Origin of the sequence: Pseudomonas corrugata, from assembly GCF_050920615.1 — a bacterium.
Classification (GTDB): Bacteria; Pseudomonadota; Gammaproteobacteria; order Pseudomonadales; family Pseudomonadaceae; genus Aquipseudomonas; species Aquipseudomonas corrugata.
The window spans coordinates 5,722,501-5,747,462 of sequence record NZ_CP130434.1 but is presented as its reverse complement, the minus strand read 5'-3'; the positions used below and the strand labels follow the sequence as shown (position 1 = coordinate 5,747,462).

Genomic DNA, 24,962 nt, shown 5'->3' with positions numbered 1-24,962 from the left:
GTCTGGTACTGGACCCAGTGGGAGCGAGCCTGCTCGCGATAGCGGTGGGCCAGTCAATATGAATGTCGACTGATACACCGCTATCGCGAGCAGGCTCGCACACAGGGGATGGTCTTCGTCAGTTGGAGGGCAGGCGCTCCAGGCCGACGAATGGGCACGCGGCCAGCAGGTCCGGCAGCAGGCGCCCGTCAGCCAGGCGCAGGTCGGCGGGGGCCAGCTCCGCCAACGGGTACAGCACGAAGGCCCGGGCGTGCATGTGGTAGTGAGGAACCTTGAGCCGAGGCTCGTCGATCAGCCGATCGCCGTACAGCAGAATGTCCAGGTCCAGGGTGCGCGGGCCCCAGCGCTCCAGGCGTTCCCGGCCCTGGCCGGTTTCGATGGCTTGCAGTGCGTCGAGCAGGTCCAGCGGCGCCAGTTGGCTGTCCAGCGCAGCCACTGCATTGGTGTAGCGCGGCTGGCCTGGCAACAATGAATCGCTTTGATAGAACGCCGAGACGCCGAAGAATCGGCTGTCGGGCAGGCTGGCCAACGCTTGGAGAGCGCTGCGCAGTTGTGCCGCGGGTTCGGCCAGGTTGCTGCCCATACCGATATAGATGCGTTCCATCGATTACTCGCCCGATGCGCTCGGCACACCGGCACGCTTACGCTTGGCGCCGCTGCTGCGACGACGCTTGCGTGGGCCGCTGGCGCCGTCTTCCTTGCCGCTGAGCTCACGAATCATCTCGCGGCGCTCGCTGTCATTGGCATCCTGGTAATCGGTCCACCATTCGCCCAAGCCATCGGTCTGTTCGCCGGCGCTTTCACGCAGCAGCAAAAAGTCGTAGCCGGCGCGGAAGCGCGGGTTGTCCAGCAACAGGTCGGCACGCTTGCCGCTGCGACGGGGCAGGCGCTCCTGCATATCCCAGATTTCGCGGATCGGCATCGTGAAGCGCTTCGGAATCGCGATGCGCTGGCACTGTTCGGCGATCAACTCGTGGGCCGCTTCCTGCATGGCCGGGATCGGCGGCATGCCGCGGTCCTGCAGGCGCAGTACCCGGGCCGGCAGGGCCGGCCAGAGCAGGGCGGCGAACAGGAAGGCCGGGGTCACCGGCTTGTTCTGCTTGATGCGCAGGTCGGTGTTGATCAACGCTTCGCTGATCAGGGTATGGGTGTAGGTCGGGTTGTGCTCCAGCGCCTCGGCACTGGCCGGGAACAGCGGATCGAACAGCTGCAGGTCCACCAGCATCTCGAAGGTGTCCGCCGCGTTGCCTGACAGGAACAGCTTGAGCACTTCCTCGAACAGCCGCGCCGAAGGGATCTCCCGCAGCATCGGTGCCAGGTCGCGAATCGGCGCGGCGCTGTGTTTTTCAATGCCGAAGTTCAGCTTGGCGGCGAAACGCACGGCCCGCAGCATTCGTACCGGGTCTTCCTGGTAGCGTTGCTTGGGATCGCCGATCAGACGGATCAGGTGATTGCGGATGTCATGTACGCCGTTGGCGTAATCGAGAATACGTTCGCTCACCGGATCGTAATACAGAGCGTTGATGGTGAAGTCGCGACGTTGCGCGTCTTCTTCCAGCGTGCCGTAGACGTTATCCCGCAGGATGCGCCCGCTCTCGTTGCGAGAAGACTGGTTGCTGTCTTCTTCTTCATCGTTTTGCGGGTGGTTGGCGCGGAACGTCGCCACTTCGATGATCTCGCGACCGAAGTGGATGTGGACGAGTTTGAAGCGTCGGCCAATGATTCGCGCGTTGCGGAATTCGGCCCGGACCTGTTCCGGCGTGGCGCTGGTGGCCACATCGAAATCCTTGGGAGTGATGTTGAGCAGCATGTCGCGCACGCAACCACCGACCAGGTAAGCCTGGTAGCCGGCGTTCTGCAGGCGTTCGACGATGTTCACCGCATAACGGCTGAACTGGGCCTTCTGCAATGAATGCTGGCCGCTGTTGAGCACTTCAGGCGTGCTGCGGATGTGTTGCGTACGACGCAAGGGAGAACGGAATGACTGGAACAGCTTCTTCAGCATGGGATGCACTGTTTGAAGGAATGTTCGGCCAAAACGAAGAATGACCGCATGATGGGCGGTGATTCTAGCATTTAGTCAGGGGATCGTGTAGGACGCAGCAGATTGAGCTGCAAGCTTTAAGCTACAGGCCTTGTAGGCCTGGGGCGGTGGAACGTCGGAAACCACAAGGGGAGCCGAAGCTCCCCCAGAATTAGTTGCATGCTCTGTTTTTATTATTGGTTTCGGGCTTCTTGTTTTTGTTGAGTGCCCGCGTCACGAGGTTTTCCCTGCGTGACCCTCCCAATCGGGAGCCAAGAGCAAACGGATTGCTTTGGTCGCTGTGTTGCAGTGATCAATCGATCCAACCAGTTCAGGCACCTGTCTTGAGACAGTTTTTATTGTTCTCGGCCTGGTTGTGGGGCAAGCCCCAAATACAACGCCTCTCCAAAAGAATCAGTTAGCTGCGCCTCTCGCCGTCTTGTTTTTATTGTGCGTGAGTCGATTCGTCTTATTTTTATTGTCTTGTGCATTGCTTGTTATTGTTCTTGTACCAAAGCTATAGCAGGGTGCGTGCCAACTTTTGCAAGGCCCATGGAAACCGGGGGTTCTATGGCTATTCTGCTTTTTTTGAGGCGAAAAAAAGCCGGGATTTCGTTACCGTAAACCCCGGCTTCTGTTACGTGAAAAAGCTCAGGTAACAGTTTTTTCACATTCACGGTGTTGTAACCGTCTACCTCTGTGGGAGCGAGCCTGCTCGCGATTGCGTTGTGCCAGTCGCCCTGAGTGCAAGCTGATACACCGCTATCGCGAGCAGGCTCGCTCCCACCCTTGATCTCAGCTTTCGCTGGCCACTCCGGTCTTGCGACGCGGAATCCCCAGGCGCTGGCGACGTTCCCACAGGCACTTGCGGCTCACCCCCAGCTTGCGCGCCAGTTCGGTCTCGGTCATGTGGTCCTGATGTTCCAGGACGAAATGCTGGAAGTAGTCTTCCAGGGACAGATCTTCGGTGGGCTCGTGGCTGGTGTTGTTGGCGGTGCCACCCTGTTGGGGAGCCAGGCCGATGAACTCTTCATCGTCGAGATCGCTGAGCTCAACGTCGATACCCAGCAGGTCGGCGGAGATTTCCGGGTTCTCGCACAGGATCACTGCCCGTTCCACTGCGTTTTCCAGTTCCCGGACGTTACCTGGCCAGGCGTAATGACGAATGGCCTGTTCTGCGTCGGGCGCAAACTTCAAGTCGGTGCGATTGACTCGCGCGCTCTGGCGGGCGAGGAAGGCATTGGCGATTTCATTGACGTCCGCACCCCGTTCGCGCAGGGCTGGCAGTTTCAGCGCAATGACGTGCAGGCGATAGTACAAGTCCTCACGGAACTGGCCGATCTTCGCCAGGCTCTTGAGGTCACGGTGGGTCGCGGCGATCAGGCGTACATCGACTTTCTGCGACTGCACCGAGCCGACCCGACGGATTTCACCTTCTTGCAGGACCCGCAGCAGCCGTGCCTGAGCCTCCAGCGGCAGTTCACCGATTTCGTCGAGGAACAGCGTGCCACCGTCCGCCGCTTCCACCAACCCGGCGCGCCCGGCGCTGGCCCCGGTGAAGGCGCCTTTTTCATGACCGAACAGCTCGGATTCGATCAGGCTTTCGGGAATCGCCGCGCAGTTCACCGAGATCATCGGCGCCTTGGCCCGACGCGACAGGTTATGCAGGGCGCGAGCCACCAGTTCCTTGCCGGTCCCGGACTCGCCCTGGATCAGCACGTTGGAGTCGGTCGGCGCCACCTTGCGGATCTTGACGTACAGATCCTGCATGGGAGGACAGGAGCCAATGATGCCGATTTCGCCGTTATTGTTACCGGCAGAGCCTTTGGTGGCGGCAGCCTTGCCGTTCGTCGGCTCCACCGGAGTGCCGGTCGCCGTCTGTCGGTCCCGCAGGATGCGGGCCACGGCCTGGAGCATCTCATCGTGATCGAACGGCTTGGCGATGTAGTCAACCGCGCCCATTTTCATGGAGTCGACCGCCGAGCGCAGGCTGGCGTAGCTGGTCATGATCAACACAGGCGTGCCCTGGCCGAGCTTGATCAGCTCGGTTCCCGGTGCGCCGGGCAGACGCAGGTCGCTGACGATGAGGTCAAACGTGGGGATGCTGAATCGTTCTTGTGCTTCCTGCACGGAACCGGCTTCGCTGACCTGGTACTGGTTGCGTTCCAGCAGGCGGCGCAAGGCGGAGCGGATAATTGTTTCGTCTTCGACGATCAAAATGTGCGGCATTGATTCGATTCTCTCGACGGTCTCAGTTCACAGCGGACGTCGCTTCGACATGACGCGGCAAGGTCACCCGTATACGGGTGCCGCGTTGGCCCTGTACATCGGCCGGGCTGTCGATGGTGATTTGTCCATAATGCTCTTCAACGATGGAATAGACCAGTGCAAGGCCCAGTCCGGTGCCTTCGCCAGGATCCTTGGTGGTGAAGAAGGGTTCGAACAACCGATCCATGATGTTCTGTGGAATACCGCTGCCTTCGTCTTCGACGATCAGATCGATCGTGTGTTCGCTGGCTTCGCTCTTGACCCGCACGGCGCTGCCGGCCGGTGAGGCGTCGCGGGCGTTGGAGAGCAGGTTGATCAGTACCTGGGCGAGCCGCTGGGGATCGCCGTCGACCCAATGATCCGGGTCGCACAGGTTGAAGAATTGCACCTCGAAATTGCGCCGGTTCAGGGCCAGTAGGCCAATGGCATCCTGGGCCACTTCGGCCAGGCAGACAGGCTCGTCGTTGTGCTGGTGTCCGCCGGCATGGGCAAAGCTCATCAGCGACTGCACGATACGTGACACTCGCCGGGTCTGCTCGAGAATCTGGCTGCTGATTTCCGTCAGTTCGCCATCCTCCTCGCGCTCTTCGCGCAGGTTCTGCGCCAGGCAGGCAATACCGGTGATCGGGTTGCCGATCTCGTGGGCCACCCCGGCTGCCAGTCGACCAATGCTCGCCAGGCGTTCGGAATGGACCAGTTTGTCTTCGAGCATCTGCGTGTCGGTCAGGTCTTCCACCAGCAATACCAGGCCGCTGTTGCCCGGTGCAAGTGGCTCATCGATGGCCGCCTTGTGCAGGTTCAGCCAGCGGGTCTGGCCGTCGAGGGCCAAGTGCTGCTTGTGCAGGTGCTCGTCCGGCAAGTCGATGAAGCCTTGCAACAGGCCTTTCCAAGGCTCGCCCAGGGTGCTCAGGCGTGAACCGACCACGCGCTGGGCGGCAATTCCGGTCAGTTCTTCCATGGCCTTGTTCCACATCAGGATTTCCTGGTCCTTGGCCAGGGAACACACGCCCATCGGCAGCTCCTGCAGGGTCTGGCGATGATAGCGGCGCAGGGCATCCAGCTCGGCGGCCAGGCCGGTGAGACGCGAGTGGTAGTCCTCGAGGCGGCTCTCGATGAAATGGATGTCCTCGGTGACGTAGTTTTCGCCGCCGGCCTTGTAGGGCAGAAACGTCTCGACCATGTCCTGGGCCACGCTGGGCCCCATCAGCCCGGACAGGTTGGCTTCGATCCGGTCCCGCAGGCGACGCAAAGCGTAGGGGCGGCGTTCATCGAAAGGCAGGTAAAGATCCCGCAGGGCCTGTTCGACTTCCTTTTGCGCGGCCTTCGCACCCAGGGGCTTGGCCAGTTGCGTAGCGAACTCCTGGGGCGAGGCAGCGTGCAGTTCACGGCGTTGTGGGCGGCGAACGTTGTCCACAGCGCAGGCTTCGGCGGCGCTGGCCTCTTCGCTGCTGGCGTTGGTGAACAGCGAGATCAGGGTGAACATCAGCACGTTCGCCGCCAGCGAGGCGATGGCCGCCATGTGCCAACTGGTGTCGTCGAGCACATAGATCATGTTCAGCAGCGGGATATAGAAACCCTGCAGGTTGCCCAACAGTGGCAACAGCATGGCTACCAGCCAGACCAGGATGCCCGCCAGCAGGCCGGCGATAAAGCCACGGCGGTTGGCGGTCGGCCAGTACAGCACCGACAACACGCCCGGCAGGAACTGCAAGGTGGCGACGAAGGCGACAATACCCAGGTTGGCCAGGTCTTGTCCGTCGCCCAGCATCAGGTAGAAGCCGTAGCCCGCCATGATGATCGCGACGATCAGCGCTCGCCGGGTCCACTTCAGCCAGCGGTAGATGTTGCCCTCGGCCGGTGGCTGGTAGAGCGGCAGCACCAGATGGTTGAGGGCCATGCCCGACAGCGCCAGGGTGGTCACGATGATCAGGCCGCTGGCGGCCGACAGGCCGCCGATATAGGCCAGCAGGGCCAAGGCGTGATTGTTGGCGGCCATGCCGATGCCGAGGGTGAAGTACTCCGGATTGGTACTGGCCCCCAGCTTCAACCCGGCCCAGAGGATCAGCGGCACCGCCAGGCTCATCAGCAGCAGGAACAGTGGCAGACCCCAGCTCGCGCTCACCAGCGAGCGTGGGTTGAGGTTTTCGGTGAAGGTCATGTGGTACATGTGCGGCATCACGATCGCTGACGCGAAGAACACCAGCAACAGCGTACGCCACGGGCCTTCCTGCAACGGTGTGTGCAGGGCGGCGAGGGCGGTCTGGTTCTGCAACAGCCACAGTTCAAGCTGTTGCGGGCCGTTGAACACACCGTACAGCGCGTAGAGGCCGACGCCACCGATGGCGATCAGCTTGATCACCGACTCGAAGGCGATGGCGAACACCAGGCCTTCGTGTTTTTCCCGGGTGGCGATGTGCCGGGAACCGAAGAAAATGGTGAACAGGATGATCAGGACGCAGAAGCTCAGCGCCACCCGGTGCTGCACCGGCTCGTGGGTCAGGATGCTGATGGAATCGGCCACGGCCTGCATCTGCAGGGCCAGTAATGGCAACACCCCCACCAGCATGAAGATCGTGGTCAGCGCACCGGCCCAGGTGCTGCGGAAACGAAAGGCGAACAGGTCGGCCAGGGATGACAGCTGGTAGGTGCGGGTGATCTTCAGGATCGGGTACAGCAATACCGGCGCCAGCAGGAATGCCCCCGACACACCCAGGTAACTGGACAGGAAGCCATAGCCATACTGGTAAGCCAGGCCGACCGTGCCATAGAACGCCCACGCGCTGGCGTAGACGCCCAGCGACAGGGTGTAGGTCAGCGGGTGGCGGATGATCGCCCGGGGGATCATGCCCCGTTCACTGATCCAGGCCACGCCGAACAGCACCGCCAGGTAGGCCGCGCTGATCAGGATCATCTGGGTCAGGCTAAAGCTCATCGGCATCTTTTTGGCTCTGCAGAATGAAGGTCACGACGATCAGGATCAGCCAGAGCAGATACGGCCGATACCAGGCTCCGGTGGCATCGATCCACCAGTCCATGATGGCCGGGGAGAACAGATAAATCCCCACTACCAGGAGCAGGACCAAGCGATAGATGTACATCCCGGCCTCTCTTTTTAAACGCGTGCCCGAAAAACGTGCGGCGATGGTAACGGATGGGCGCCAAGCTGCAAGGGCCGTCAGCGTATTTGCGCTTCGGGCAAGGTCATTGTGCGCGGGATCCTTGCCGCGTCCCAGTGGCGAATTCCCCACGTCAGCAGCTCCCGAGGGCTGGCATCGGCCAATTCGACGCCGGGTTCCTGGCCCAGTGCCCGCAAGGCCCTGCGCAGCAACGGCGTGGCCTGATCGGCCGCCAGCGGTGGCGAACGGTAGGATTTGCCCAGCTTGTGTCCGTCCGGTTGGGTGATCAACGGCACATGCAGGTATCGTGGTTGCGGCAGCCCGAGCAGCTCTTGCAGGTAGAGCTGTCGGGGCGTGGAGTCCAGCAGGTCGGCACCGCGCACGATATCGGTTACCCCTTGCCAGGCGTCGTCCAGTACCACGGCCAGTTGATAGGCATAGAGACCGTCGCGGCGACGGATGACAAAATCGCCGGCCTCGCGGCCCAGATGCTGGCGGAATTGGCCTTGTACCCGGTCGATGAAATGGTACTCGAGCTCGGGGACGCGCAGGCGGATGGCGGCACCTTCGGTGTCGTGCCCGGCGTTGCGGCACAACCCCGGATAAATCCCCTGGTACGCCTCCAGTTGTTTGCGTGAACAGGTGCAGGCATAAGCCAGGCCTTGGCTGAGCAGGCGGTTGATGACTTGATCGTAGGCCTCATGGCGCTTGCTCTGGCGGACGATCTCGCCGTCCCATTCGAAGCCGTAGCTTTCCAGTGCCTTGAGGATCGCCACTTGCGCACCGGGTTCTTCCCGGGGCGGATCGAGGTCTTCCATGCGCAGCAGCCAGCGCCCACCGACGGCCCGGGCGTCCAGATAAGACGCCAGTGCGGCGACCAGCGAGCCGAAATGCAGGTGGCCGCTAGGGGTGGGAGCGAAGCGACCGATGTAGGAGGAGGTGGCAGTCATAGGGGCGTAAGTATGGAGGAACACCGTCCCCTGTGGGAGCGAGCCTGCTCGCGATAGCGGTATGCCCGCCACAGCAGAGGTGACTGATCCGGCGCTATCGCCAGCAGGCTCGCTCCCACAAGGGGGTCACACGTTCTAAGTAGGAGCCTGATGCAAACAAAAAACGGAGCGTATGAACGCTCCGTTTTTCGATAACAGCCCCGACAATTACTTGCCGACCTGTTTTTCCTTGATTTCCGCCAAGGTCTTGCAGTCGATGCACAAGTCGGCCGTCGGGCGGGCTTCCAGGCGACGGATGCCGATCTCGATGCCGCAGGACTCGCACCAGCCGTATTCTTCGTCTTCGATCAGTTGCAACGTTTTGTCAATTTTCTTGATCAGCTTGCGCTCACGGTCACGTGCACGCAATTCCAGGCTGAATTCTTCTTCCTGGCTGGCACGGTCGGCGGGGTCGGGGAAGTTGGCCGCCTCGTCTTTCATGTGATCCACAGTGCGATCGACTTCCTGCATCAAGTCCTGTTTCCACTTGTTCAGGATCTTGGTGAAGTGCGCGCGCATGGGGGCGCCCATGTACTCTTCGCCCGCTTTAGGGACATAAGGCTCAAACCCGCTGAGCGACTGATTTTGATTTTGCTTTGCTTGGGTGGGCATGAATGGACCGCCTCTACTCTTGTAATCCACTACGCAGGATTGCTCCATCACCGACACCTGCCGGCCCTGCGGCTGCAAGCGGGCGAACTTACCAGATCGAATCGGGCCGCGCCACTCCCGGTTGTCGAGCCTGCGGCGGGCGGGGCTTCGCAAAGCATGGCCGGGTCCGGTTCGGTGCAGAGGTCATCCTGCTCAATGCTTGATTCTAGTCAAGCCTGGGCCAATCGCCGGAGTCATTTCCTGCAATTCGGTGGCTAGTGGCCTGTACGGTTGATTTGAGTGCATGAATTAGCCACGCAGGCCACTCGGACCTCTTCAGGCTGGCGCTCGTTCCCGCAGTTGTTTCTGACTTGGGCTGAGAGTTGGGTAGAATCGGTTCTTTTTTATGCGAAGGAAGGCTAATGGCTCAGCCCTACAGTGCGCGCAGTCGCGCCATCGAACCTTTCCATGTGATGGCGTTGCTGGCCCGTGCCAATGAACTGCAGGCAGCGGGACACGACGTCATCCATCTGGAGATCGGCGAGCCGGACTTCACAACGGCCGAGCCGATCATCCAGGCCGGCCAGGCCGCGCTGGCGGCGGGCAAGACCCGCTATACCGCAGCTCGCGGCATCCCCGAGCTGCGAGAGGCCATCGCCGGTTTCTACGGGCAGCGCTACGGAGTGAGCATTGACCCCCGGCGTATCCTGATCACGCCGGGCGGGTCCGGGGCGTTGCTGCTGGCCAGCGCCTTGCTGGTGGACCCGGGCAAACACTGGTTGCTGGCGGACCCTGGCTACCCCTGCAACCGTCACTTCCTGCGCCTGGTGGAAGGCGCGGCGCAACTGGTGCCGGTGGGCCCTGAGGTGCGTTACCAGTTGACTCCCGAGCTGGTGAGCCGTCATTGGGACCAGGACAGCGTCGGTGCGCTGGTGGCGTCGCCGGCCAACCCAACCGGGACGCTGCTCTCCCGGGACGAGCTGGTTGGGCTATCGAAAGCAATCAAGGCCCGTAATGGCCATCTGGTGGTGGATGAGATCTATCACGGCTTGACCTATGGCACCGAGGCCGCCAGCGTGCTGGAAGTCGACGACGATGCCTTCGTTCTGAATAGTTTTTCCAAGTATTTCGGCATGACCGGCTGGCGACTGGGCTGGCTGGTGGCCCCTTCCGCCGCGGTCGGTGAGTTGGAAAAGCTTGCGCAGAACCTCTACATCAGTGCGCCAAGCATGGCCCAGTACGCGGCCCTGGCCTGTTTCGAGCCAGCGACCATCGAGATCTTCGAGCAACGTCGGGCCGAATTCGCGCTGCGCCGCGACTTCCTGTTGCCGGCCTTGCGCGAGCTGGGTTTCGGCATTGCGGTCGAGCCGGAAGGCGCGTTCTACCTCTATGCCGATATCCGCGCATTCGGTGGCGATGCCTTTGCCTTCTGTCAGCACTTCCTGGAAACCGAACATGTAGCGTTCACCCCCGGGCTGGATTTCGGCCGCCACCAGGCCGGGCACCATGTGCGGTTCGCCTACACCCAGAGCCTGCCGCGACTGCAGGAGGCGGTGGAGCGGATTGCGCGTGGACTGCGGAGCTGGCAAGGCTGATGCGTTTTTCTCCTGCTCTGGAAGAAGGTCGACTGATTCGACGCTACAAGCGTTTCCTTGCCGATATCGAAACCCTCGATGGCGAACAGCTGACTATTCATTGTCCCAATACCGGCTCGATGCTCAATTGCATGGCTGAAGGCGCACGGGTCTGGTTCAGTCGCTCCAGCGATCCCAGGCGCAAGCTGCCCGGGACCTGGGAAGTCGGCGAAACCCCTCAGGGGCGACTGGCTTGCATCAATACCGCGCGGGCCAATGGCTTGATCGAGGAGGCGTTGCGCGCCGGCGTGATCAGTGAGCTCAATGGCTTCATCGGCTTGAAGCGGGAAGTGGCTTACGGCGTGGAGAACAGTCGTATCGACTTTCGCCTGGACTACGATCACGGTTCGGCCTGGGTCGAAGTCAAGAGCGTTACGCTGGGTTTCGATGGCACGAGCATCGCCGCATTTCCCGACGCCGTGACCCAGCGCGGCGCCAAGCACCTGAGGGAGCTGGCTTGTCTGGCCCGCGAAGGTGTGCGTGCGGTGCAGCTGTATTGCGTGAACCTGAGCGGCATCGACGCGGTGCGCCCGGCCGAGGAAATCGACCCGGGTTACGCGGCTGCCTTGCGCGAGGCTGCGGCGGCGGGCGTGGAGGTGCTGGCCTACGGCGTCACGCTGACACCCGAACAGATGTGGGTGGACCGTGCGTTGCCGGTGCTGCTCGGGCCATTACAGCTTGACCCAGATGCCTTGTGCGTCCTCCCGGCTGTCTAGCGCCACCAGGAACTGGCCGGCACAAGGACCGGCCACGCATTCGCCGCTTTCGATCAGAAACAGCGCGCCGTGGGTGGCGCACTGGATCAGGCTGGCACTGGCGTCGAGGAACCGGTCGGGTTGCCATTCCAGCGGTACGCCACGGTGCGGACAGCGGTTGAGATACACATGAACCTGACCCGCACGCCGTACCGCCAGCACCTTGCGCCCCTCAATGTCGAAACCGCGACTGTCGTTGTCGGGCAGTTCGGCGTTGCTGCACAGAAATTTCATGTGAGTCTCGATGCTGATGTTGAATGCCTCCCTGTGGGAGTGATTTCACAGTTGACGGTCAGATAGAAGTATTCATCAAATGTCGGGTCGAGAGTACTCGGCCTGACGATTCCATGCCCATTCATGAACACCTTCGTCGAGAACGCCGCCTGATGCGCCTGATCCTGATTCTGGTCTTGAGTGTCCTGGCCGCTTGCCAGAGCATCGCACCGCCACCTATCAACGGACGGATCCGTGACCTGCACAGTGGTCAGGCAGTTGCGCCTGGGGCCTTGATCGAACATCTGGCGAATGCACCTCGGGTCATCGTGGGGGAGCAGCATGACAACCCGGATCATCACGCGCTGCAATTATGGCTGCTCCAGGGCCTGGCCAGGCAACGAGCGCAAGGCAGTCTGCTGCTGGAAATGCTGACGCCCAGTCAGCAGTCACGGGTCGATGGGCTCCGTCAGTTACCTGTTCTTCCGGGGAACCTTGTCGACGCCCTGGATTGGTCGCCTGGTTGGGATTGGAAACTGTATGGACCTGTCGTCGAATATGCCTTGGCGCAACGTTATCCGTTGTTGGCCGCAAACCTGGATGTTGTCGAGATCCAGCGCTTCTACCGACAAGCCCCAGCTTTGAGCGGTACTCGCTCCAATGGGGTGGCCGTAAAGGACGAACTACTGGGACAGATTCGCGAATCCCACTGTGGCCTGCTGCCGGAATCACAGATGCCGGCGATGCTGGCCGTCCAGCAACAGCGTGATCGGCGCATGGCCGAGCGGTTATTGGCCGCACCAACTCCAGCATTGTTGTTTGCGGGCGCCTGGCACGGACGCAAGGATGTCGGCGTACCGCTACATGCCCAGGACCTCGGGGCCGATGTAGCGCCTGTGGTCCTGATGCTGGCCGAAGAGGGCAGCGTAGTTACATCGGCCATGGCGGATTACGTCTGGTACACACCGGCCACGCCGCCCGTGGACTATTGCGCGCAAATGCGCGGACAGCCGCAGAAGCCTATTCCAGCGGGCAAAAAAAAAGACCCGGCAAGAGCCGGGTCAAATAACCGTGATTAGCCTGATGAGGAGATATCTGAGAGTCCGAACCAAGGGCTTTTCAAATATCGACCAGTCTCGCGACTGGATGCGGTAATCATAGCGATTCTCATTACCATGTCAAACGTTGTTTTCCAATTCACCCAGATAACCCTGACGGCTATGCCGACAACGAAGGGCGTCAGGCTTTGTGGCGTGTGGATATGGCGTCCAGCTGCTTGTTCAAAGCTTCCTTGCGCTCGGCAGGAATGTCGTTCCAGTGCATGTCCATCAACGCGCCTTCTATTGCATACAGCAACACCTTGGAGGCCCGGAAACCACGGGTACGCACAGCACGATAGGCGTCGACCGCTCCGAGTCGACGCAGATCCGAGGCGCTGTGGATCCCCACGGCGTGTAGCCACTGGGCCGACGTCTTGCCCAGATTCTTCAGGTGCTGCAGTTCATCATTCATCGAGCCTCCTTGCGACGGCCGACTGTTCAGTAGGCAAGCTTCTCAGGAGTGTAGCGCTCAGTAGGAAAAGCGTGATTCTTTGGCAGGATTGTCGCAAAAGCTTCTAAGGCATTACGCACGATGGAGCAACGGATCGGCAATACCCATCAATCCAGCGCAAGCGGGGGCGCTGGATTCTGTAGCGTGGGGTTTGTCCTGTCTAACGAGTCAGCGGGTGCGGTAGCGCAACCGGGTGCCAAAGTTCATCGACATCAGAATTTCGTCGGCCGACAGCTCGGGTGGGAAATAAGCGCCGGAGATTTGCGCATGGGCCAGGCTTGCACCTTCCAGCTTCGACTTGCGGAAATCGACACCGCGCAAATCGGCGGAACGGAAGTAAGCGTCCGTGAAGTCGACGTCGTCCACGTTCAGTTCCCGCAGGTCGAGCCCGCGAAAGTCGCCGCCGCTCAAGTCGACCGGGCCTTGAGGGCGCTCTTTATTGAAGCCTGAAATGTCGTCTTTGCGCAGCAAGGCATACAGCGGTGTGTTGAGAATCTTTGGGCGGTTCATGTCAATGTCACCTGTTGGTTTTATGACGCCAGTATAGTGCCACTACTTGGCGACCGTGAAGCCGGGTGTCGCTTCACGGTCGAAACAGTTGCTTACAGGCCTGGCAGGCGCTGGCGGATCTGCGCGACCACGTTGTCGAGCGTGCCGCTTTCATTGGTCTGGACCGGTTTGCTGCAGAGGATTTCCTCCGGCGTCAACGCTTCGCGGTTGGCCTGTTGTGCGGCGATGACGGCCAGGGTCGCGTCGGAAGGGTCTTTCTGATCGGCCTGACGCTGCGCCAGTCTGTTTTCTATGACCGCTTGCGGTGCATTGCAATCCAGGATCAGGAACGGAGTGCCCGTCGCTTCGGCGATTTTCGCTGCGGCTTCACGCTGATCGCGCTTGAGGTAGGTGGCATCGATTACCACCGGAAACCCTGCACGCAGGATCCCTCCGGCGATTTCATGCAAGCGTGCATACGTGGCGCTGCTGGCATCGTTGCTATAGATGCCGGCCTGGGGATCGTTCGGTACGTGTTGCTCTCCAAACAGGCGCTTGCGTTCCACGTCCGAGCGCAGGCGAATCGCACCCAGCGCTTCCACCAGGCGCATCGCCACGTGGCTTTTGCCCACGGCCGAAACGCCGTGGGTAATGGCCAGGAATGGCGAAGGGATGGTGCTGTAGCTTTCAGCCAGATTGGCGTAATTACGGTATTGGCGCAGGGTGGTGGCGCGTTGTACCGGGTCGGCTTCGGCCGGCATGCTGAACAATGCGATCTTGGCTCGGACAAGGGCCCGGTAGGCTTTGTAGAAGTTCAACAGCTCCAGGCCCTGGTAATCGCCGGTCAGTTCCAGGTATTGGCTGACGAATCGCCGTGCCAGGGACTTGAGCCCGCGGTCTTCCAGGTCCATCGCCAGGAACCCCGTGTCGCCGTAGACGTCGGTGAAACGGAACGGTTCGTTGAATTCGATGCAGTCGAAAATCACCACCTTGCCATCGATCACGGTGGCGTTGCCCAGATGAATGTCGCCGTGGCATTCGCGGATGAAGCCTTCGGCCTTACGCTGAATGAATAGTGGCTTGAGGCGTTCGAAACTGCTTTCAGCCCAGGCCTGCAGGGCTTCGAGCTGTGCCAGGTCAGCCTTGTCGCTGAGGAACGGACGGATCTGTTCAAAGTTCTGCCGCACCGGTGCCATCACGCTGTCCGGGGTGCCGGCCGGGTTTTCGGCGGGGACCTTGGGTGTGGAGAGGTGGAACCGGGCGATCTGTTCGGCCATTTCGTCAACGTGGGCGGTGGTCAGTTCACCGTTGGCCTGCAACGTACTGAGCAGTTGGCTCTGCGGGAACTGGCGCATCTTCAGGGCATATTCGATCGCCGGTCCGTCACCATTCAGTTGTGGTGCTTCGGCGCTGCCGGTGATTGGCAGCACTTCCAGGTACAGGTCCTGGGTCAGGCGCTGGTTCAGGCGCAGCTCTTCGCCACAGAAATGCTTGCGGGCGTCCAGATCGGTGAAGTCGAGGAAGCCGAAATTGACCGGCTTCTTGAACTTGTAGGCGTAAGGACCGGTGAGCAAGACCCAGGAAATGTGGGTTTCGATGACCTGGAACCCTTCGACGGGGTGTGGGTAGAGGGCCGGGTTTTGCAGGGCAGCGATCAGGGACTGGCTCACAGGCGATCCTTCAGAGTCTGGAAAAATTCAAGGCAGTCATTATGGCGACATGCTGCGTTAACGCAAACCGGATGGCCCGTGCATCATGCAGGTTGTCGGGCTCATGTTGAACCCGCGCAAAGTGCGTATAATCCGCCGCCATGACTCGTACCCGATCCCCTCGTACCCCCAAAAAACCACCCGTCAGCCGCCTGCGGCCCTGGCTGGGCTGGGCCCTTAAACTCGGCCTGGTGGGCCTTGTCGTGCTTGCCGGTTTTGCCGTCTATCTCGATGCCGTGGTCCAGGAGAAGTTCTCCGGCAAGCGCTGGACGATCCCGGCCAAGGTCTACGCCCGGCCGCTGGAGCTGTTCGTCGGACAGAAGCTGAGCAAGGACGACTTCCTCACCGAGCTTGATGCCTTGGGCTATCGCCGTGAAAGCGTGGCCAAGGGGCCGGGCGAAGCTTCCGTCAATGGCAACACTGTCGATCTCAATACCCGTGGCTTCCAGTTCTATGAAGGGATGGAACAGGCGCAAGCGGTGCGCGTGCGTTTTTCCGGCGACTACGTGGCTGCGTTGACGGGCGCCAACAATGCTAGTCTTTCGGTGGTGCGCCTCGAACCATTGCTGATCGGTGGCCTGTATCCGAAGAACCTCGAAGACCGGATCCTGATCAAGATCGACCAGGTACCGCCGTTCCTGATCGATACGCTCGTCGCCGTCGAAGACAGGGACTTCTACCATCACTTCGGCGTCTCCCCCAAGTCGATTGCCCGGGCCATCTGGGTCAACGCCTCCTCGGGGCATATGCGCCAGGGCGGCAGCACCCTGACCCAGCAGTTGGTCAAGAACTTCTATCTGACCAACGAGCGCAGCCTCACACGCAAGCTCACCGAAGCCATGATGGCGCTGCTGCTGGAGCTGCATTACGACAAGCAGGAGATCCTGGAGGCGTACCTCAACGAGGTGTTCATCGGTCAGGACGGTCAGCGGGCGGTGCACGGTTTCGGTCTCGCCAGCCAGTTCTTCTTCAGCCAGCCATTGTCCGAGCTCAAGTTGCATCAGGTGGCATTGCTGGTGGGCATGGTCAAGGGGCCGTCTTCCTATAACCCGCGGCGTCATCCGGAGCGGGCCCTCGAGCGTCGCAACCTGGTGCTCGATCTGCTTCAGCAACAAGGCGTGGCGACGGCCGAGCAGGTCGAAGCGGCGAAGAAGATGCCGCTGGGCGTGACCAAGCGCGGCAGTCTCGCGGACAGCTCGTTCCCCGGCTTCCTCGACCTGGTCAAGCGACAACTGCGTGAAGACTACCGTGACGAGGACTTGACCGAAGAAGGTCTGCGGATATTCACCAGTTTCGACCCGATCCTGCAGATGAAGGCAGAGGCTTCGGTCGAGGACACCTTCAAGCGCCTGGGGGCGCGCAAGGGCGCCGAAGATGTGGAAGCCGCCATGGTGGTGACCAATCCGGAAACCGGCGAAGTCCAGGCCATGATTGGCAGTCGCCAGGCCAGTTTCGCCGGTTTCAACAGGGCGCTGGATGCCGTGCGCCCGATCGGCTCGCTGATCAAGCCAGCGGTGTATCTCACTGCCCTGGAGAAACCCAGCCAGTACACGCTGACCAGTTGGCTGTCGGATGAGGCGTTCTCGGTCAAGGGCGCGGACGGCCAGGTCTGGAAGCCGCAGAACTATGACCGGCGTTCCCACGGTACGGTTTTCCTGTATCAGGGGCTGGCGCATTCCTACAACTTGTCCACGGCTCGCCTTGGGCTGGAAGTCGGTGTGCCGAACGTGCTCAAGACGCTGGCGCGCCTGGGGGTAAGCCGCGAACTTCCGGCCTTCCCGTCGATGCTGCTGGGGGCCGGAGGCCTCGCGCCGATCGAGGTCGCGGCCATGTACCAGACCCTGGCCAACGGCGGTTTCAATACACCGATGCGTGGGATCCGCAGCGTGCTCACCGCCGACGGCGAGCCGCTCAAGCGTTATCCGTTCCAGATCCAGCAGCGTTTCGATCCGGGCTCCATCTACCTGATCCAGAGCGCCATGCAGCGGGTCATGCGTGAGGGCACCGGCAGTTCGGTCTATAACGTGTTGCCCCGGACCCTGACGCTGGCGGGCAAGACCGGTACCAGTAATGATTCGCGCGACAGCTGGTTTGCCGGTTTCAGCCAGGACCTGCTGGCCGTGGTCTGGCTCGGTCGCGATGACAACGGCAAGACGCCATTCACCGGTGCTACCGGCGCATTGCAGGTCTGGACCAGCTTCATGCGCAAGGCCGACCCGTTGCCGCTGGACATGCCGCAGCCGGACAACGTCGTTCAGGCCTGGGTCGATTCGCGCACTGGACAAGGCTCCGATGCCAATTGCCCGGGTGCGGTGCAGATGCCGTATATTCGCGGCAGCGAACCACCGCCAGGTGCCGCCTGTGGCGGACAGAATCCAGCCGAGTCGGTGATGGATTGGGTCAAGGACTGGATGAATTAAGCAAAGAGGGTTTCACGTGAACAAGTGGTTGATTCCAGCGGTAACTGCCGTGGCTTTGCTCAGTGGTTGCTCGACTGTACAGCGCGGCTCAATTCCGGTTGTCGACTCCGGCACTGCCGTTTCCAATAGTGAGAGAGTGTCGGCCAACGGCGGTTTCCGTCAAACGACGGTGAGACGGCCAGTGCAAGGCCAGGCCCAGGCGATTCCTCAAGGCGACAGCGGTGTTGTCGTGATGGTGCCTGGTGGCGGCGCCACGACGTCGGCACCGATCAGCAGCACGCCGATCACGCCTGGACCTATCACGACAGGCCCTATCGAAACCTCGCCGATCAATCAGGGCAGCTACAGCATGCCAGCGTCGCCAGGCAGCATTCCGTCGACCGGCTCCGGTGGCCTGTCCGCCGATGAACAACTGGATGGCCCAGTGTTGGCTCTGCTGACGACCGCCCAACAGCAACAGGCCAGTGGCGACCTCAACGGTGCGTCTTCCAGCCTGGAGCGTGCCCAGCGCGTAGCGCCGCGTGAACCCCAGGTTCTTTATCGCCTGGCCCAGGTGCGCATGGCCCAGGGCGATGCGCCGCAAGCTGAACAACTGGCCCGTCGCGGTCTGACGTTCACCAGCGGTCGCCCGGCCCTTCAGGCCAGCCTGTGGGAGCTTATCGCCCAGGCTCGTGAGAAACAGGGCGACTCGGCCGGCGCGGCGCTTGCCCGTCAGAAGGCCAAGGTTTCCCTCTGATGGATACGCGTTTTCCCCAGATCGCCGATCAGTTGCTGCTGATCGAGCGGGAATTGCGGGTCCAGGGCTGGTGGAGCAGCGCTTCACCTTCGGCTGAAGCGCTGGCCAGTGTCGAGCCGTTCGCGGTCGACACCCTGGACTTCGAGCAATGGCTGCAGTGGATTTTCCTGCCACGGATGAAAGCCATCCTGGAAAATGACCTGCCACTGCCCAACGCCTCGGGCATCCTTGCCATGGCGGAAATGGTCTATGCCCAGCGACCGGGGCAGGGCACCGAGTTGCAGCGGCTGCTGTCGCAGTTCGACCGGTTGATCAGCGACGTCAGCTGACGGCCGTCACTGGCAATGTTCTTCGATCTGCTTGCGAGTCTCGTCGATTCGCTGGCGTCGCTCCTCCTCAGTTAGACGGCGCAATTCCCCTTCCGCATCCTCGCGAACCCGCGGATTGTTCTGCAGTTGCGCCAAGTTGGTCCGGACCTGCTCGCAGAACTCCTTTAGCTGGGCTTCCTGGTCAGCCACCTGCTGCTTGACCTGCTCGTCAATGGCCTTCTGATCGCCAATGGTGCCGGCTGAGGGCGGCGCGGACGGCTTGCCGACGGGCGGTGAAGACTTGATCACGGTCGCGGCCTCCGTGCCTTCGGGTGGTTGGGCGCTGAAATGGGTCACCCCCTGGGTGTCTACCCATTTGTAGATCTGACCGGCCATGCATATCGGGCTCAGGCCAACCATCAGGCTGGCCGTCAGTAGGAACATTCGCATGCTGTTTCCTTGTCATAGGTTGCGCAATTGAAGCTAACACAGTTGCCGTTTAAAGGTTTTTTCTTGCGTTCTCATGCGCTTACTTCGAATAAACCTCATAGACGACTTGACTTGCAGAGGGCGAAACAGAAGAATCCAAAGTCCGCTGTAGAGGGACTGCCAGAAGCAGGCCCACTCGGCAGATCATGAGGCGCATATCCGCGTCGACCTGTTACACCCGCAACGCGTTACCTCGCGCTGGGTGGGAAAGGCCCGCAACACTTGGGACGATCCCAATACTTGCTCAGTCAGTGCTGACGTAGTCGGCGACCACCGTCGCTCATGCTCTGCCGAGAAGTAAACCTATTAAGACCCGTCCCCTTTTGAGGGTCGGTATTCTGGCGTTTTAGAGGTGAACAACGTGGAGCTTTTATCTGGCGGTGAGATGCTCGTCCGCTTCTTGCGTGACGAAGGCGTCAAATATATCTACGGGTACCCGGGTGGTGCTCTTCTTCATGTCTATGATGCCCTGTTCAAAGAACCGGAAGTGACCCACATCCTGGTTCGTCACGAGCAGGCGGCGACCCACATGGCTGACGGCTACGCTCGCGCCACCGGCAAGGCCGGCGTGGTGTTGGTGACTTCCGGTCCAGGCGCCACGAACGCCATCACCGGTATCGCCACGGCCTACATGGACTCCATTCCGATGGTCATCATCTCCGGCCAGGTGCCCAGCACCATGGTCGGCACCGATGCATTCCAGGAAACCGACATGATCGGTATCTCCCGGCCGATCGTGAAGCACAGCTTCATGATCAAGCATCCGTCGGAAATCCCTGAAGTCATGAAGAAGGCTTTCTACCTGGCTGAATCCGGTCGTCCGGGCCCGGTGGTGGTCGATGTTCCGAAAGACATGACCAACCCGGCCGAGAAGTTCGAATACATTTTTCCGAAGAAAGCCAAGCTGCGCTCCTACAGCCCGGCCGTACGCGGTCACTCCGGGCAGATCCGCAAGGCAGCCGAGATGCTTCTGGCGGCCAAACGTCCAGTGTTGTATTCGGGCGGCGGTGTGATCCTCGGTGGTGGCTCCGCGCCGCTGACCGAACTGGCGAAAATGCTCAACCTGCCGGTCACCAATACGCTGATGGGTCTGGGCGCCTTCCCGGGCACCGATCGTCAGTTCATCGGTATGCTCGGCATGCACGGCAGCTACACCGCCAACCTGGCGATGCACCACGCCGACGTGATCCTGGCTGTCGGCGCACGTTTCGATGACCGGGTCATCAACGGCGCGGCGAAATTCTGTCCGAACGCCAAGATCATCCATATCGACATCGACCCTGCGTCCATTTCCAAGACCATCAAGGCAGACGTGCCAATTGTCGGTCCCGTGGAGAGCGTATTGACCGAAATGGTCGCGATCCTAAAGGAAATCGGCGAGACCCCGAACAAGGAGTCCGTAACCAGTTGGTGGAAGCAGGTCGATGAGTGGCGTGGTGACCGTGGCTTGTTCCCCTATGACAAGGGCGACGGCAGCGTGATCAAGCCGCAGACCGTGATCGAAACCCTCTGCGAAGTGACCAGGGGCGATGCCTTTGTGACCTCCGACGTGGGCCAGCACCAGATGTTCGCCGCGCAATACTACAAGTTCAACAAGCCCAACCGCTGGATCAACTCCGGTGGCCTGGGCACCATGGGCTTCGGTTTCCCGGCGGCAATGGGCATCAAGTTGAGCTTCCCGGATGTCGACGTCGCCTGCGTCACCGGCGAGGGCAGCATCCAGATGAACATCCAGGAACTGTCCACCTGCCTGCAATACGGTTTGCCGGTGAAGATCGTGATCCTGAACAACGGTGTACTGGGTATGGTTCGCCAATGGCAGGACATGAGCTACGGCAGTCGTCACTCGCACTCCTACATGGAGTCGCTGCCTGATTTCGTCAAGCTGGCAGAGGCCTATGGTCACGTCGGTGTGCGCATCACCGAATCGAAAGACCTGAAGTCGAAGATGGAGGAGGCGTTCGCCATGAAGGATCGCCTGGTGGTCATCGATATTTCGGTCGACACCAGCGAGCACGTCTACCCGATGCAGATCAAAGACGGTTCCATGCGCGATATGTGGCTGAGCAAGACGGAGCGTACCTAATCATGCGGCATATTATTTCCCTGCTTCTGGAAAACGAACCGGGTGCTCTGTCTCGCGTAGTGGGTCTGTTCTCGCAGCGCAACTACAACATCGAAAGCCTGACGGTGGCGCCAACCGAAGACCCGACTCTGTCGCGTCTGACGCTGACCACCGTGGGCCACGATGAAATCATCGAGCAGATCACCAAGAACCTGAACAAGCTGATCGAGGTGGTCAAGCTCGTGGACCTGTCGGAAAGTGCTCACATCGAGCGCGAACTGATGCTGGTCAAGGTCAAGGCCACCGGCGCCCAGCGCGCCGAGATCAAACGCACTACCGATATTTATCGTGGGCAGATCGTCGATGTCAGCTCCAGCGTCTATACCGTTCAGTTGACCGGTACCAGCGACAAGCTCGACAGCTTCATCCAATCGATCGGCACTGCCTCGATTCTGGAAACCGTACGCAGTGGCGTCACCGGGATTGCCCGTGGCGACAAAGTGCTGAGCATCTAAATCAAATTAGCGAATGGCCTGAATGGCCGGATATAGGGGAAATTCATGAAAGTTTTCTACGATAAAGACTGCGACCTGTCGATCATCCAGGGCAAGAAAGTCGCCATCATCGGCTACGGTTCCCAAGGTCACGCCCAGGCGTGCAACCTGAAGGACTCCGGCGTTGACGTGACCGTCGGCCTGCGTAAAGGCTCGGCCACCGTTGCCAAGGCAGAAGCCCATGGCCTGAAAGTGGCTGACGTGGCTTCCGCCGTTGCCGCTGCCGACCTGGTCATGATCCTGACCCCGGACGAATTCCAGGGCGCGCTGTATCGCGACGAAATCGAGCCGAACATCAAGAAGGGCGCGACCCTGGCCTTCTCCCACGGTTTCTCGATCCATTACAACCAGGTCGTGCCGCGCGCTGACCTCGACGTGATCATGATCGCGCCGAAAGCTCCGGGCCACACCGTGCGTTCCGAATTCGTCAAGGGTGGCGGTATCCCTGACCTGATCGCGATCTACCAGGACGCTTCGGGCAACGCCAAGAACGTGGCTCTGTCCTACGCTGCCGGCGTTGGCGGCGGTCGTACCGGTATCATCGAAACCACCTTCAAGGACGAGACTGAAACCGACCTGTTCGGTGAGCAAGCCGTTCTGTGCGGTGGTACCGTCGAGCTGGTGAAAGCCGGTTTCGAAACCCTGGTCGAAGCGGGCTACGCGCCGGAAATGGCCTACTTCGAGTGCCTGCACGAACTGAAACTGATCGTTGACCTCATGTACGAAGGCGGTATTGCCAACATGAACTACTCGATCTCCAACAACGCCGAATACGGTGAGTACGTGACCGGCCCGGAAGTGATCAACGCCGAGTCCCGCCAGGCTATGCGCAACGCCCTGAAACGTATTCAGGACGGCGAATACGCCAAGATGTTCATCAGCGAAGGCGCTACCGGCTATCCTTCGATGACTGCCAAGCGTCGTAACAACGCTGCCCACGGCATCGAGATCATCGGTGAGCAACTGCGTTCGATGATGCCTTGGATCAGCGCCAACAAGATCGTCGACAAAGCCAAGAACTGAGTCACGGGCTTGATGGAAAAAAACGCGGCCTCGGCCGCGTTTTTTCGTTTGGGCGATGGCTTCTGGTATAAAGCTGCATCGTTTGCGGTCGAACCCTCGTCCCAGGCGCCTGTCGAATTTTTTCACACCGTTGCAAGGTACTGTCCATGAGCGAACGTCCCGACGAGCCAAACCAGGCTCCTGACGCCGAAAGCCTGCTGCCCATCGATGAGCACGTCGAAGAAGGTCATGACGCTGAAGGCCGTAAGGTCCGGCATCGTGGCATCTATCTGCTGCCGAATCTGTTTACTACCGCCAACCTGTTTGCCGGCTTCTATTCCATCATCAGTTCCATGAGCGCCCAGGCTGCATTGAGCGCCGGCGATAGTGCGGGGGCGAGCCGTTACTTTGCTTTCGCTGCTATCGCGATCTTTGTCGCCATGGTGCTCGATGGCCTGGACGGGCGCGTGGCCCGCATGACCAATACCCAAAGCGCATTCGGTGCCGAGTACGATTCGCTGTCGGACATGGTCGCTTTCGGCGTGGCCCCTGCCTTGCTGGCGTTCGGTTGGGCGCTGGGGGATATGGGCAAGGTTGGCTGGATGGTCGCTTTCATTTATGTGGCGGGCGCCGCGTTGCGCCTGGCGCGTTTCAATACCCAGGTCGGCAAGGCCGACAAGCGCTACTTCATCGGCCTGGCAAGTCCGGCTGCGGCAGGTGTCGTGGCGGGCGTGGTCTGGGCGTTCAGCGACTATGGTATCCAGGGTTCGAAGATGTCCTTCCTGGTGGCACTACTGGTGGCTGCGGCGGGGATGCTGATGGTCAGCAACATCAAGTACAACAGCTTTAAAGAGCTGGACCTGAAGGGGCGTGTGCCGTTCGTGGCGATCCTTGCGGTAGTGCTGGTGTTCGCGGTGGTCTTCAGTGATCCGCCGCGGATTCTGCTGCTGGTGTTCCTCGCCTATGCCGCTTCCGGACCGGCGCAGTATTTGTTGCGTCTGCGCCGACGCTAAATGTTGTCTTAATGTAATTTCCCCCATACTCCGCAGTCTATTGGTGCATCTACCCTCCAATACTGCGGAGTTGTCATGCTGATCAAGATCCCCAAGTCGTCCGACTGCCGTGAATCGGACGTCACCCCCGAGTCCTTCTATCTATCCCGTCGCCAGATGCTGGGAGCAACCATGGCTGGCCTTGCCGTGAGCAGCCTTCCGCGCTGGACGAGCGCTGCTGATGTGGCGCGTTATCCCGACGTGGAGCCCGGCAAGGCGCCGTCCTGGTTTGCCGAAAAGCTGCCTTCTATCCAGTGGGGAGCGGTTACGGTCAAGGGTGAACCGATTACGCCGTTCAAGGATGCCACCCATTACAACAACTTCTATGAGTTCGGAACCGACAAGGGCGATCCGGCGGCCAATGCCGGGTCCTTGAAAACCGAACCCTGGAGCGTGGTGGTGGATGGGGAAGTGGGCAAGCCGGGGCGCTATGGCCTGGAAGACTTCATGAAACCCTATCAATTGGAGGAACGGATCTATCGACTGCGTTGCGTGGAGGCCTGGTCGATGGTCATTCCGTGGATCGGCTTCCCTATCTCCGCGCTGCTCAAGCAGGTTGAGCCGACCTCCAAGGCCAAGTACATCCGTTTTGAGACGCTGCAGGATCCGAAGACCATGCCTGGGCAGCGCTCTGGCTTCGCCCTGATCGACTGGCCTTATGTAGAGGGCTTGCGACTGGATGAGGCGATGAACCCGCTCGCCATCCTCGCGGTTGGCATGTATGGGCGCGAGTTGCCGAACCAGAATGGCGCACCGTTGCGGTTGGTGGTGCCGTGGAAGTATGGTTTCAAAAGTGTGAAATCCATTGTGCGTATCAGTCTGGTCAGCGAACAGCCCAGAACGACCTGGCAAAGTATTGCATCGGACGAGTACGGCTTTTATGCCAACGTCAATCCGACGGTGGACCACCCGCGTTGGACCCAGGCACATGAGCGCCGCCTGCCAAGCGGACTGTTCAGTCCCAATGTGCGCGATACATTGATGTTCAACGGCTATCA

At 60.5% G+C, this 24,962-nt stretch carries 23 protein-coding genes (1 of these 23 running past the window's edge); 11 read left to right on the top strand and 12 right to left on the bottom strand.

The features are described from left to right. Window positions 1-118: 118 nt before the first annotated feature. The 7 genes from folK to dksA all read right to left on the bottom strand — a co-directional run bounded on the left by folK (window position 119) and on the right by dksA (window position 9,008). Window positions 119-604, bottom strand: coding sequence for a 2-amino-4-hydroxy-6-hydroxymethyldihydropteridine diphosphokinase (gene folK / locus QZH45_RS25660; RefSeq protein ID WP_024779592.1), 486 nt, complete (start codon window positions 602-604; stop codon window positions 119-121). Between the two features lie 3 nt (window positions 605-607). Beyond that, complete coding sequence (locus tag QZH45_RS25655) at window positions 608-2,005, bottom strand: polynucleotide adenylyltransferase PcnB (protein ID WP_024779593.1); 1,398 nt, start codon at window positions 2,003-2,005, stop codon at window positions 608-610. A gap of 813 nt (window positions 2,006-2,818) precedes the next feature. Continuing rightward, entirely contained in the window at window positions 2,819-4,252 is a 1,434-nt protein-coding gene (locus tag QZH45_RS25650; RefSeq protein WP_024779594.1) for a sigma-54-dependent transcriptional regulator, read from the bottom strand. A 22-nt stretch (window positions 4,253-4,274) separates the two neighbouring features. Next, the gene (locus tag QZH45_RS25645) at window positions 4,275-7,229 is read right to left on the bottom strand and encodes a sensor histidine kinase (RefSeq protein ID WP_024779595.1); all 2,955 of its coding nucleotides are present in this window, start codon (window positions 7,227-7,229) and stop codon (window positions 4,275-4,277) included. Beyond that, entirely contained in the window at window positions 7,213-7,389 is a 177-nt protein-coding gene (locus QZH45_RS25640) for a hypothetical protein (RefSeq protein ID WP_003176118.1), read from the bottom strand. The genes QZH45_RS25645 and QZH45_RS25640 overlap by 17 nt, the downstream gene beginning before the upstream one ends. 77 nt (window positions 7,390-7,466) lie before the next feature. Continuing rightward, the gene (gene gluQRS, locus QZH45_RS25635; protein WP_024779596.1) at window positions 7,467-8,357 is read right to left on the bottom strand and encodes a tRNA glutamyl-Q(34) synthetase GluQRS; all 891 of its coding nucleotides are present in this window, start codon (window positions 8,355-8,357) and stop codon (window positions 7,467-7,469) included. A 207-nt stretch (window positions 8,358-8,564) separates the two neighbouring features. Next, window positions 8,565-9,008 (bottom strand): RNA polymerase-binding protein DksA, encoded by a 444-nt coding sequence (gene dksA / locus QZH45_RS25630; protein ID WP_024779597.1) that lies wholly within the window; start codon window positions 9,006-9,008, stop codon window positions 8,565-8,567. Between the two features lie 401 nt (window positions 9,009-9,409). On the opposite strand from dksA, the gene QZH45_RS25625 reads away from it, so the two are divergent. Then, window positions 9,410-10,582 carry a pyridoxal phosphate-dependent aminotransferase gene (locus QZH45_RS25625; RefSeq protein ID WP_024779598.1) on the top strand — a complete coding sequence of 391 codons (1,173 nt, stop codon included), beginning with the start codon at window positions 9,410-9,412 and terminating at the stop codon, window positions 10,580-10,582. Then, the gene (gene sfsA / locus QZH45_RS25620; protein ID WP_055134806.1) at window positions 10,582-11,337 is read left to right on the top strand and encodes a DNA/RNA nuclease SfsA; all 756 of its coding nucleotides are present in this window, start codon (window positions 10,582-10,584) and stop codon (window positions 11,335-11,337) included. The genes QZH45_RS25625 and sfsA overlap by 1 nt, the downstream gene beginning before the upstream one ends. Here sfsA and QZH45_RS25615 read toward each other — a convergent pair. Next, complete coding sequence (locus QZH45_RS25615; protein WP_024779600.1) at window positions 11,293-11,610, bottom strand: Rieske (2Fe-2S) protein; 318 nt, start codon at window positions 11,608-11,610, stop codon at window positions 11,293-11,295. The genes sfsA and QZH45_RS25615 overlap by 45 nt on opposite strands. 152 nt (window positions 11,611-11,762) lie before the next feature. Here QZH45_RS25615 and QZH45_RS25610 point away from each other — a divergent pair, with 152 nt between their 5' ends. Further along, window positions 11,763-12,668: a ChaN family lipoprotein gene (locus QZH45_RS25610; RefSeq protein WP_024779601.1), complete on the top strand. Its 906-nt coding sequence runs from the start codon at window positions 11,763-11,765 to the stop codon at window positions 12,666-12,668. A gap of 160 nt (window positions 12,669-12,828) precedes the next feature. Here QZH45_RS25610 and QZH45_RS25605 read toward each other — a convergent pair whose 3' ends face one another. The 3 genes from QZH45_RS25605 to QZH45_RS25595 form a co-directional block, all read right to left on the bottom strand. After that, the gene (locus QZH45_RS25605) at window positions 12,829-13,101 is read right to left on the bottom strand and encodes a TfoX/Sxy family protein (RefSeq protein ID WP_024779602.1); all 273 of its coding nucleotides are present in this window, start codon (window positions 13,099-13,101) and stop codon (window positions 12,829-12,831) included. A 207-nt stretch (window positions 13,102-13,308) separates the two neighbouring features. Then, window positions 13,309-13,650 (bottom strand): pentapeptide repeat-containing protein, encoded by a 342-nt coding sequence (locus tag QZH45_RS25600; protein ID WP_024779603.1) that lies wholly within the window; start codon window positions 13,648-13,650, stop codon window positions 13,309-13,311. A gap of 92 nt (window positions 13,651-13,742) precedes the next feature. Next, window positions 13,743-15,299 carry an AAA family ATPase gene (locus tag QZH45_RS25595; RefSeq protein WP_024779604.1) on the bottom strand — a complete coding sequence of 519 codons (1,557 nt, stop codon included), beginning with the start codon at window positions 15,297-15,299 and terminating at the stop codon, window positions 13,743-13,745. 140 nt (window positions 15,300-15,439) lie between these two features. Between QZH45_RS25595 and mrcB the strand changes: the two genes are divergently transcribed. The 3 genes from mrcB to QZH45_RS25580 are packed head-to-tail and all read left to right on the top strand — an operon-like array spanning window position 15,440 to window position 18,823. Beyond that, the gene (gene mrcB, locus QZH45_RS25590) at window positions 15,440-17,758 is read left to right on the top strand and encodes a penicillin-binding protein 1B (RefSeq protein WP_024779605.1); all 2,319 of its coding nucleotides are present in this window, start codon (window positions 15,440-15,442) and stop codon (window positions 17,756-17,758) included. 16 nt (window positions 17,759-17,774) lie between these two features. Further along, window positions 17,775-18,494, top strand: a complete 720-nt coding sequence (locus tag QZH45_RS25585) for a tetratricopeptide repeat protein (RefSeq protein ID WP_024779606.1) — start codon at window positions 17,775-17,777, stop codon at window positions 18,492-18,494. Then, window positions 18,494-18,823 carry a YqcC family protein gene (locus QZH45_RS25580; RefSeq protein WP_024779607.1) on the top strand — a complete coding sequence of 110 codons (330 nt, stop codon included), beginning with the start codon at window positions 18,494-18,496 and terminating at the stop codon, window positions 18,821-18,823. The genes QZH45_RS25585 and QZH45_RS25580 overlap by 1 nt, the downstream gene beginning before the upstream one ends. 6 nt (window positions 18,824-18,829) lie before the next feature. Here the strand turns inward: QZH45_RS25580 and QZH45_RS25575 are convergent, their stop codons facing one another. After that, a complete protein-coding gene (locus QZH45_RS25575; protein WP_024779608.1) occupies window positions 18,830-19,252 on the bottom strand; it encodes a DUF4124 domain-containing protein in 423 nt (140 codons plus the stop codon). 400 nt (window positions 19,253-19,652) lie between these two features. On the opposite strand from QZH45_RS25575, the gene QZH45_RS25570 reads away from it, so the two are divergent. The 5 genes from QZH45_RS25570 to msrP all read left to right on the top strand — a co-directional run. Continuing rightward, window positions 19,653-21,377, top strand: a complete 1,725-nt coding sequence (locus tag QZH45_RS25570; RefSeq protein WP_055135621.1) for an acetolactate synthase 3 large subunit — start codon at window positions 19,653-19,655, stop codon at window positions 21,375-21,377. Window positions 21,378-21,379: 2 nt separating this feature from the next. Beyond that, window positions 21,380-21,871: an acetolactate synthase small subunit gene (gene ilvN / locus QZH45_RS25565; protein ID WP_024779610.1), complete on the top strand. Its 492-nt coding sequence runs from the start codon at window positions 21,380-21,382 to the stop codon at window positions 21,869-21,871. Between the two features lie 45 nt (window positions 21,872-21,916). After that, a complete protein-coding gene (gene ilvC, locus QZH45_RS25560) occupies window positions 21,917-22,933 on the top strand; it encodes a ketol-acid reductoisomerase (protein ID WP_024779611.1) in 1,017 nt (338 codons plus the stop codon). Window positions 22,934-23,079: 146 nt separating this feature from the next. Further along, window positions 23,080-23,925, top strand: coding sequence for a CDP-diacylglycerol--serine O-phosphatidyltransferase (pssA, locus tag QZH45_RS25555; protein ID WP_024779612.1), 846 nt, complete (start codon window positions 23,080-23,082; stop codon window positions 23,923-23,925). 75 nt (window positions 23,926-24,000) lie between these two features. Continuing rightward, window positions 24,001-24,962 carry the 5' portion of a protein-methionine-sulfoxide reductase catalytic subunit MsrP gene (msrP, locus tag QZH45_RS25550; protein ID WP_024779613.1) on the top strand. The gene runs 52 nt beyond the window's last position, so only the first 962 of its 1,014 coding nucleotides appear in the window; the start codon lies at window positions 24,001-24,003; the stop codon falls past the right edge of the window.

Bases quoted from the DNA above. Each gene is read 5' to 3' on its own strand.
- ilvC (WP_024779611.1), top strand. From the start codon at position 21,917: ATGAAAGTTTTCTACGATAAAGACTGCGACCTGTCGATCATCCAGGGC.
- QZH45_RS25640 (WP_003176118.1), bottom strand. From the start codon at position 7,389: ATGTACATCTATCGCTTGGTCCTGCTCCTGGTAGTGGGGATTTATCTG.
- pssA (WP_024779612.1), top strand. From the start codon at position 23,080: ATGAGCGAACGTCCCGACGAGCCAAACCAGGCTCCTGACGCCGAAAGC.
- ilvN (WP_024779610.1), top strand. From the start codon at position 21,380: ATGCGGCATATTATTTCCCTGCTTCTGGAAAACGAACCGGGTGCTCTG.
- QZH45_RS25580 (WP_024779607.1), top strand. From the start codon at position 18,494: ATGGATACGCGTTTTCCCCAGATCGCCGATCAGTTGCTGCTGATCGAG.
- QZH45_RS25615 (WP_024779600.1), bottom strand. From the start codon at position 11,610: ATGAAATTTCTGTGCAGCAACGCCGAACTGCCCGACAACGACAGTCGC.
- mrcB (WP_024779605.1), top strand. From the start codon at position 15,440: ATGACTCGTACCCGATCCCCTCGTACCCCCAAAAAACCACCCGTCAGC.
- dksA (WP_024779597.1), bottom strand. From the start codon at position 9,008: ATGCCCACCCAAGCAAAGCAAAATCAAAATCAGTCGCTCAGCGGGTTT.
- folK (WP_024779592.1), bottom strand. From the start codon at position 604: ATGGAACGCATCTATATCGGTATGGGCAGCAACCTGGCCGAACCCGCG.
- QZH45_RS25600 (WP_024779603.1), bottom strand. From the start codon at position 13,650: ATGAACCGCCCAAAGATTCTCAACACACCGCTGTATGCCTTGCTGCGC.
- QZH45_RS25610 (WP_024779601.1), top strand. From the start codon at position 11,763: ATGCGCCTGATCCTGATTCTGGTCTTGAGTGTCCTGGCCGCTTGCCAG.
- QZH45_RS25605 (WP_024779602.1), bottom strand. From the start codon at position 13,101: ATGAATGATGAACTGCAGCACCTGAAGAATCTGGGCAAGACGTCGGCC.
- QZH45_RS25655 (WP_024779593.1), bottom strand. From the start codon at position 2,005: ATGCTGAAGAAGCTGTTCCAGTCATTCCGTTCTCCCTTGCGTCGTACG.
- sfsA (WP_055134806.1), top strand. From the start codon at position 10,582: ATGCGTTTTTCTCCTGCTCTGGAAGAAGGTCGACTGATTCGACGCTAC.
- QZH45_RS25645 (WP_024779595.1), bottom strand. From the start codon at position 7,229: ATGCCGATGAGCTTTAGCCTGACCCAGATGATCCTGATCAGCGCGGCC.
- QZH45_RS25625 (WP_024779598.1), top strand. From the start codon at position 9,410: ATGGCTCAGCCCTACAGTGCGCGCAGTCGCGCCATCGAACCTTTCCAT.
- gluQRS (WP_024779596.1), bottom strand. From the start codon at position 8,357: ATGACTGCCACCTCCTCCTACATCGGTCGCTTCGCTCCCACCCCTAGC.
- QZH45_RS25575 (WP_024779608.1), bottom strand. From the start codon at position 19,252: ATGCGAATGTTCCTACTGACGGCCAGCCTGATGGTTGGCCTGAGCCCG.
- QZH45_RS25650 (WP_024779594.1), bottom strand. From the start codon at position 4,252: ATGCCGCACATTTTGATCGTCGAAGACGAAACAATTATCCGCTCCGCC.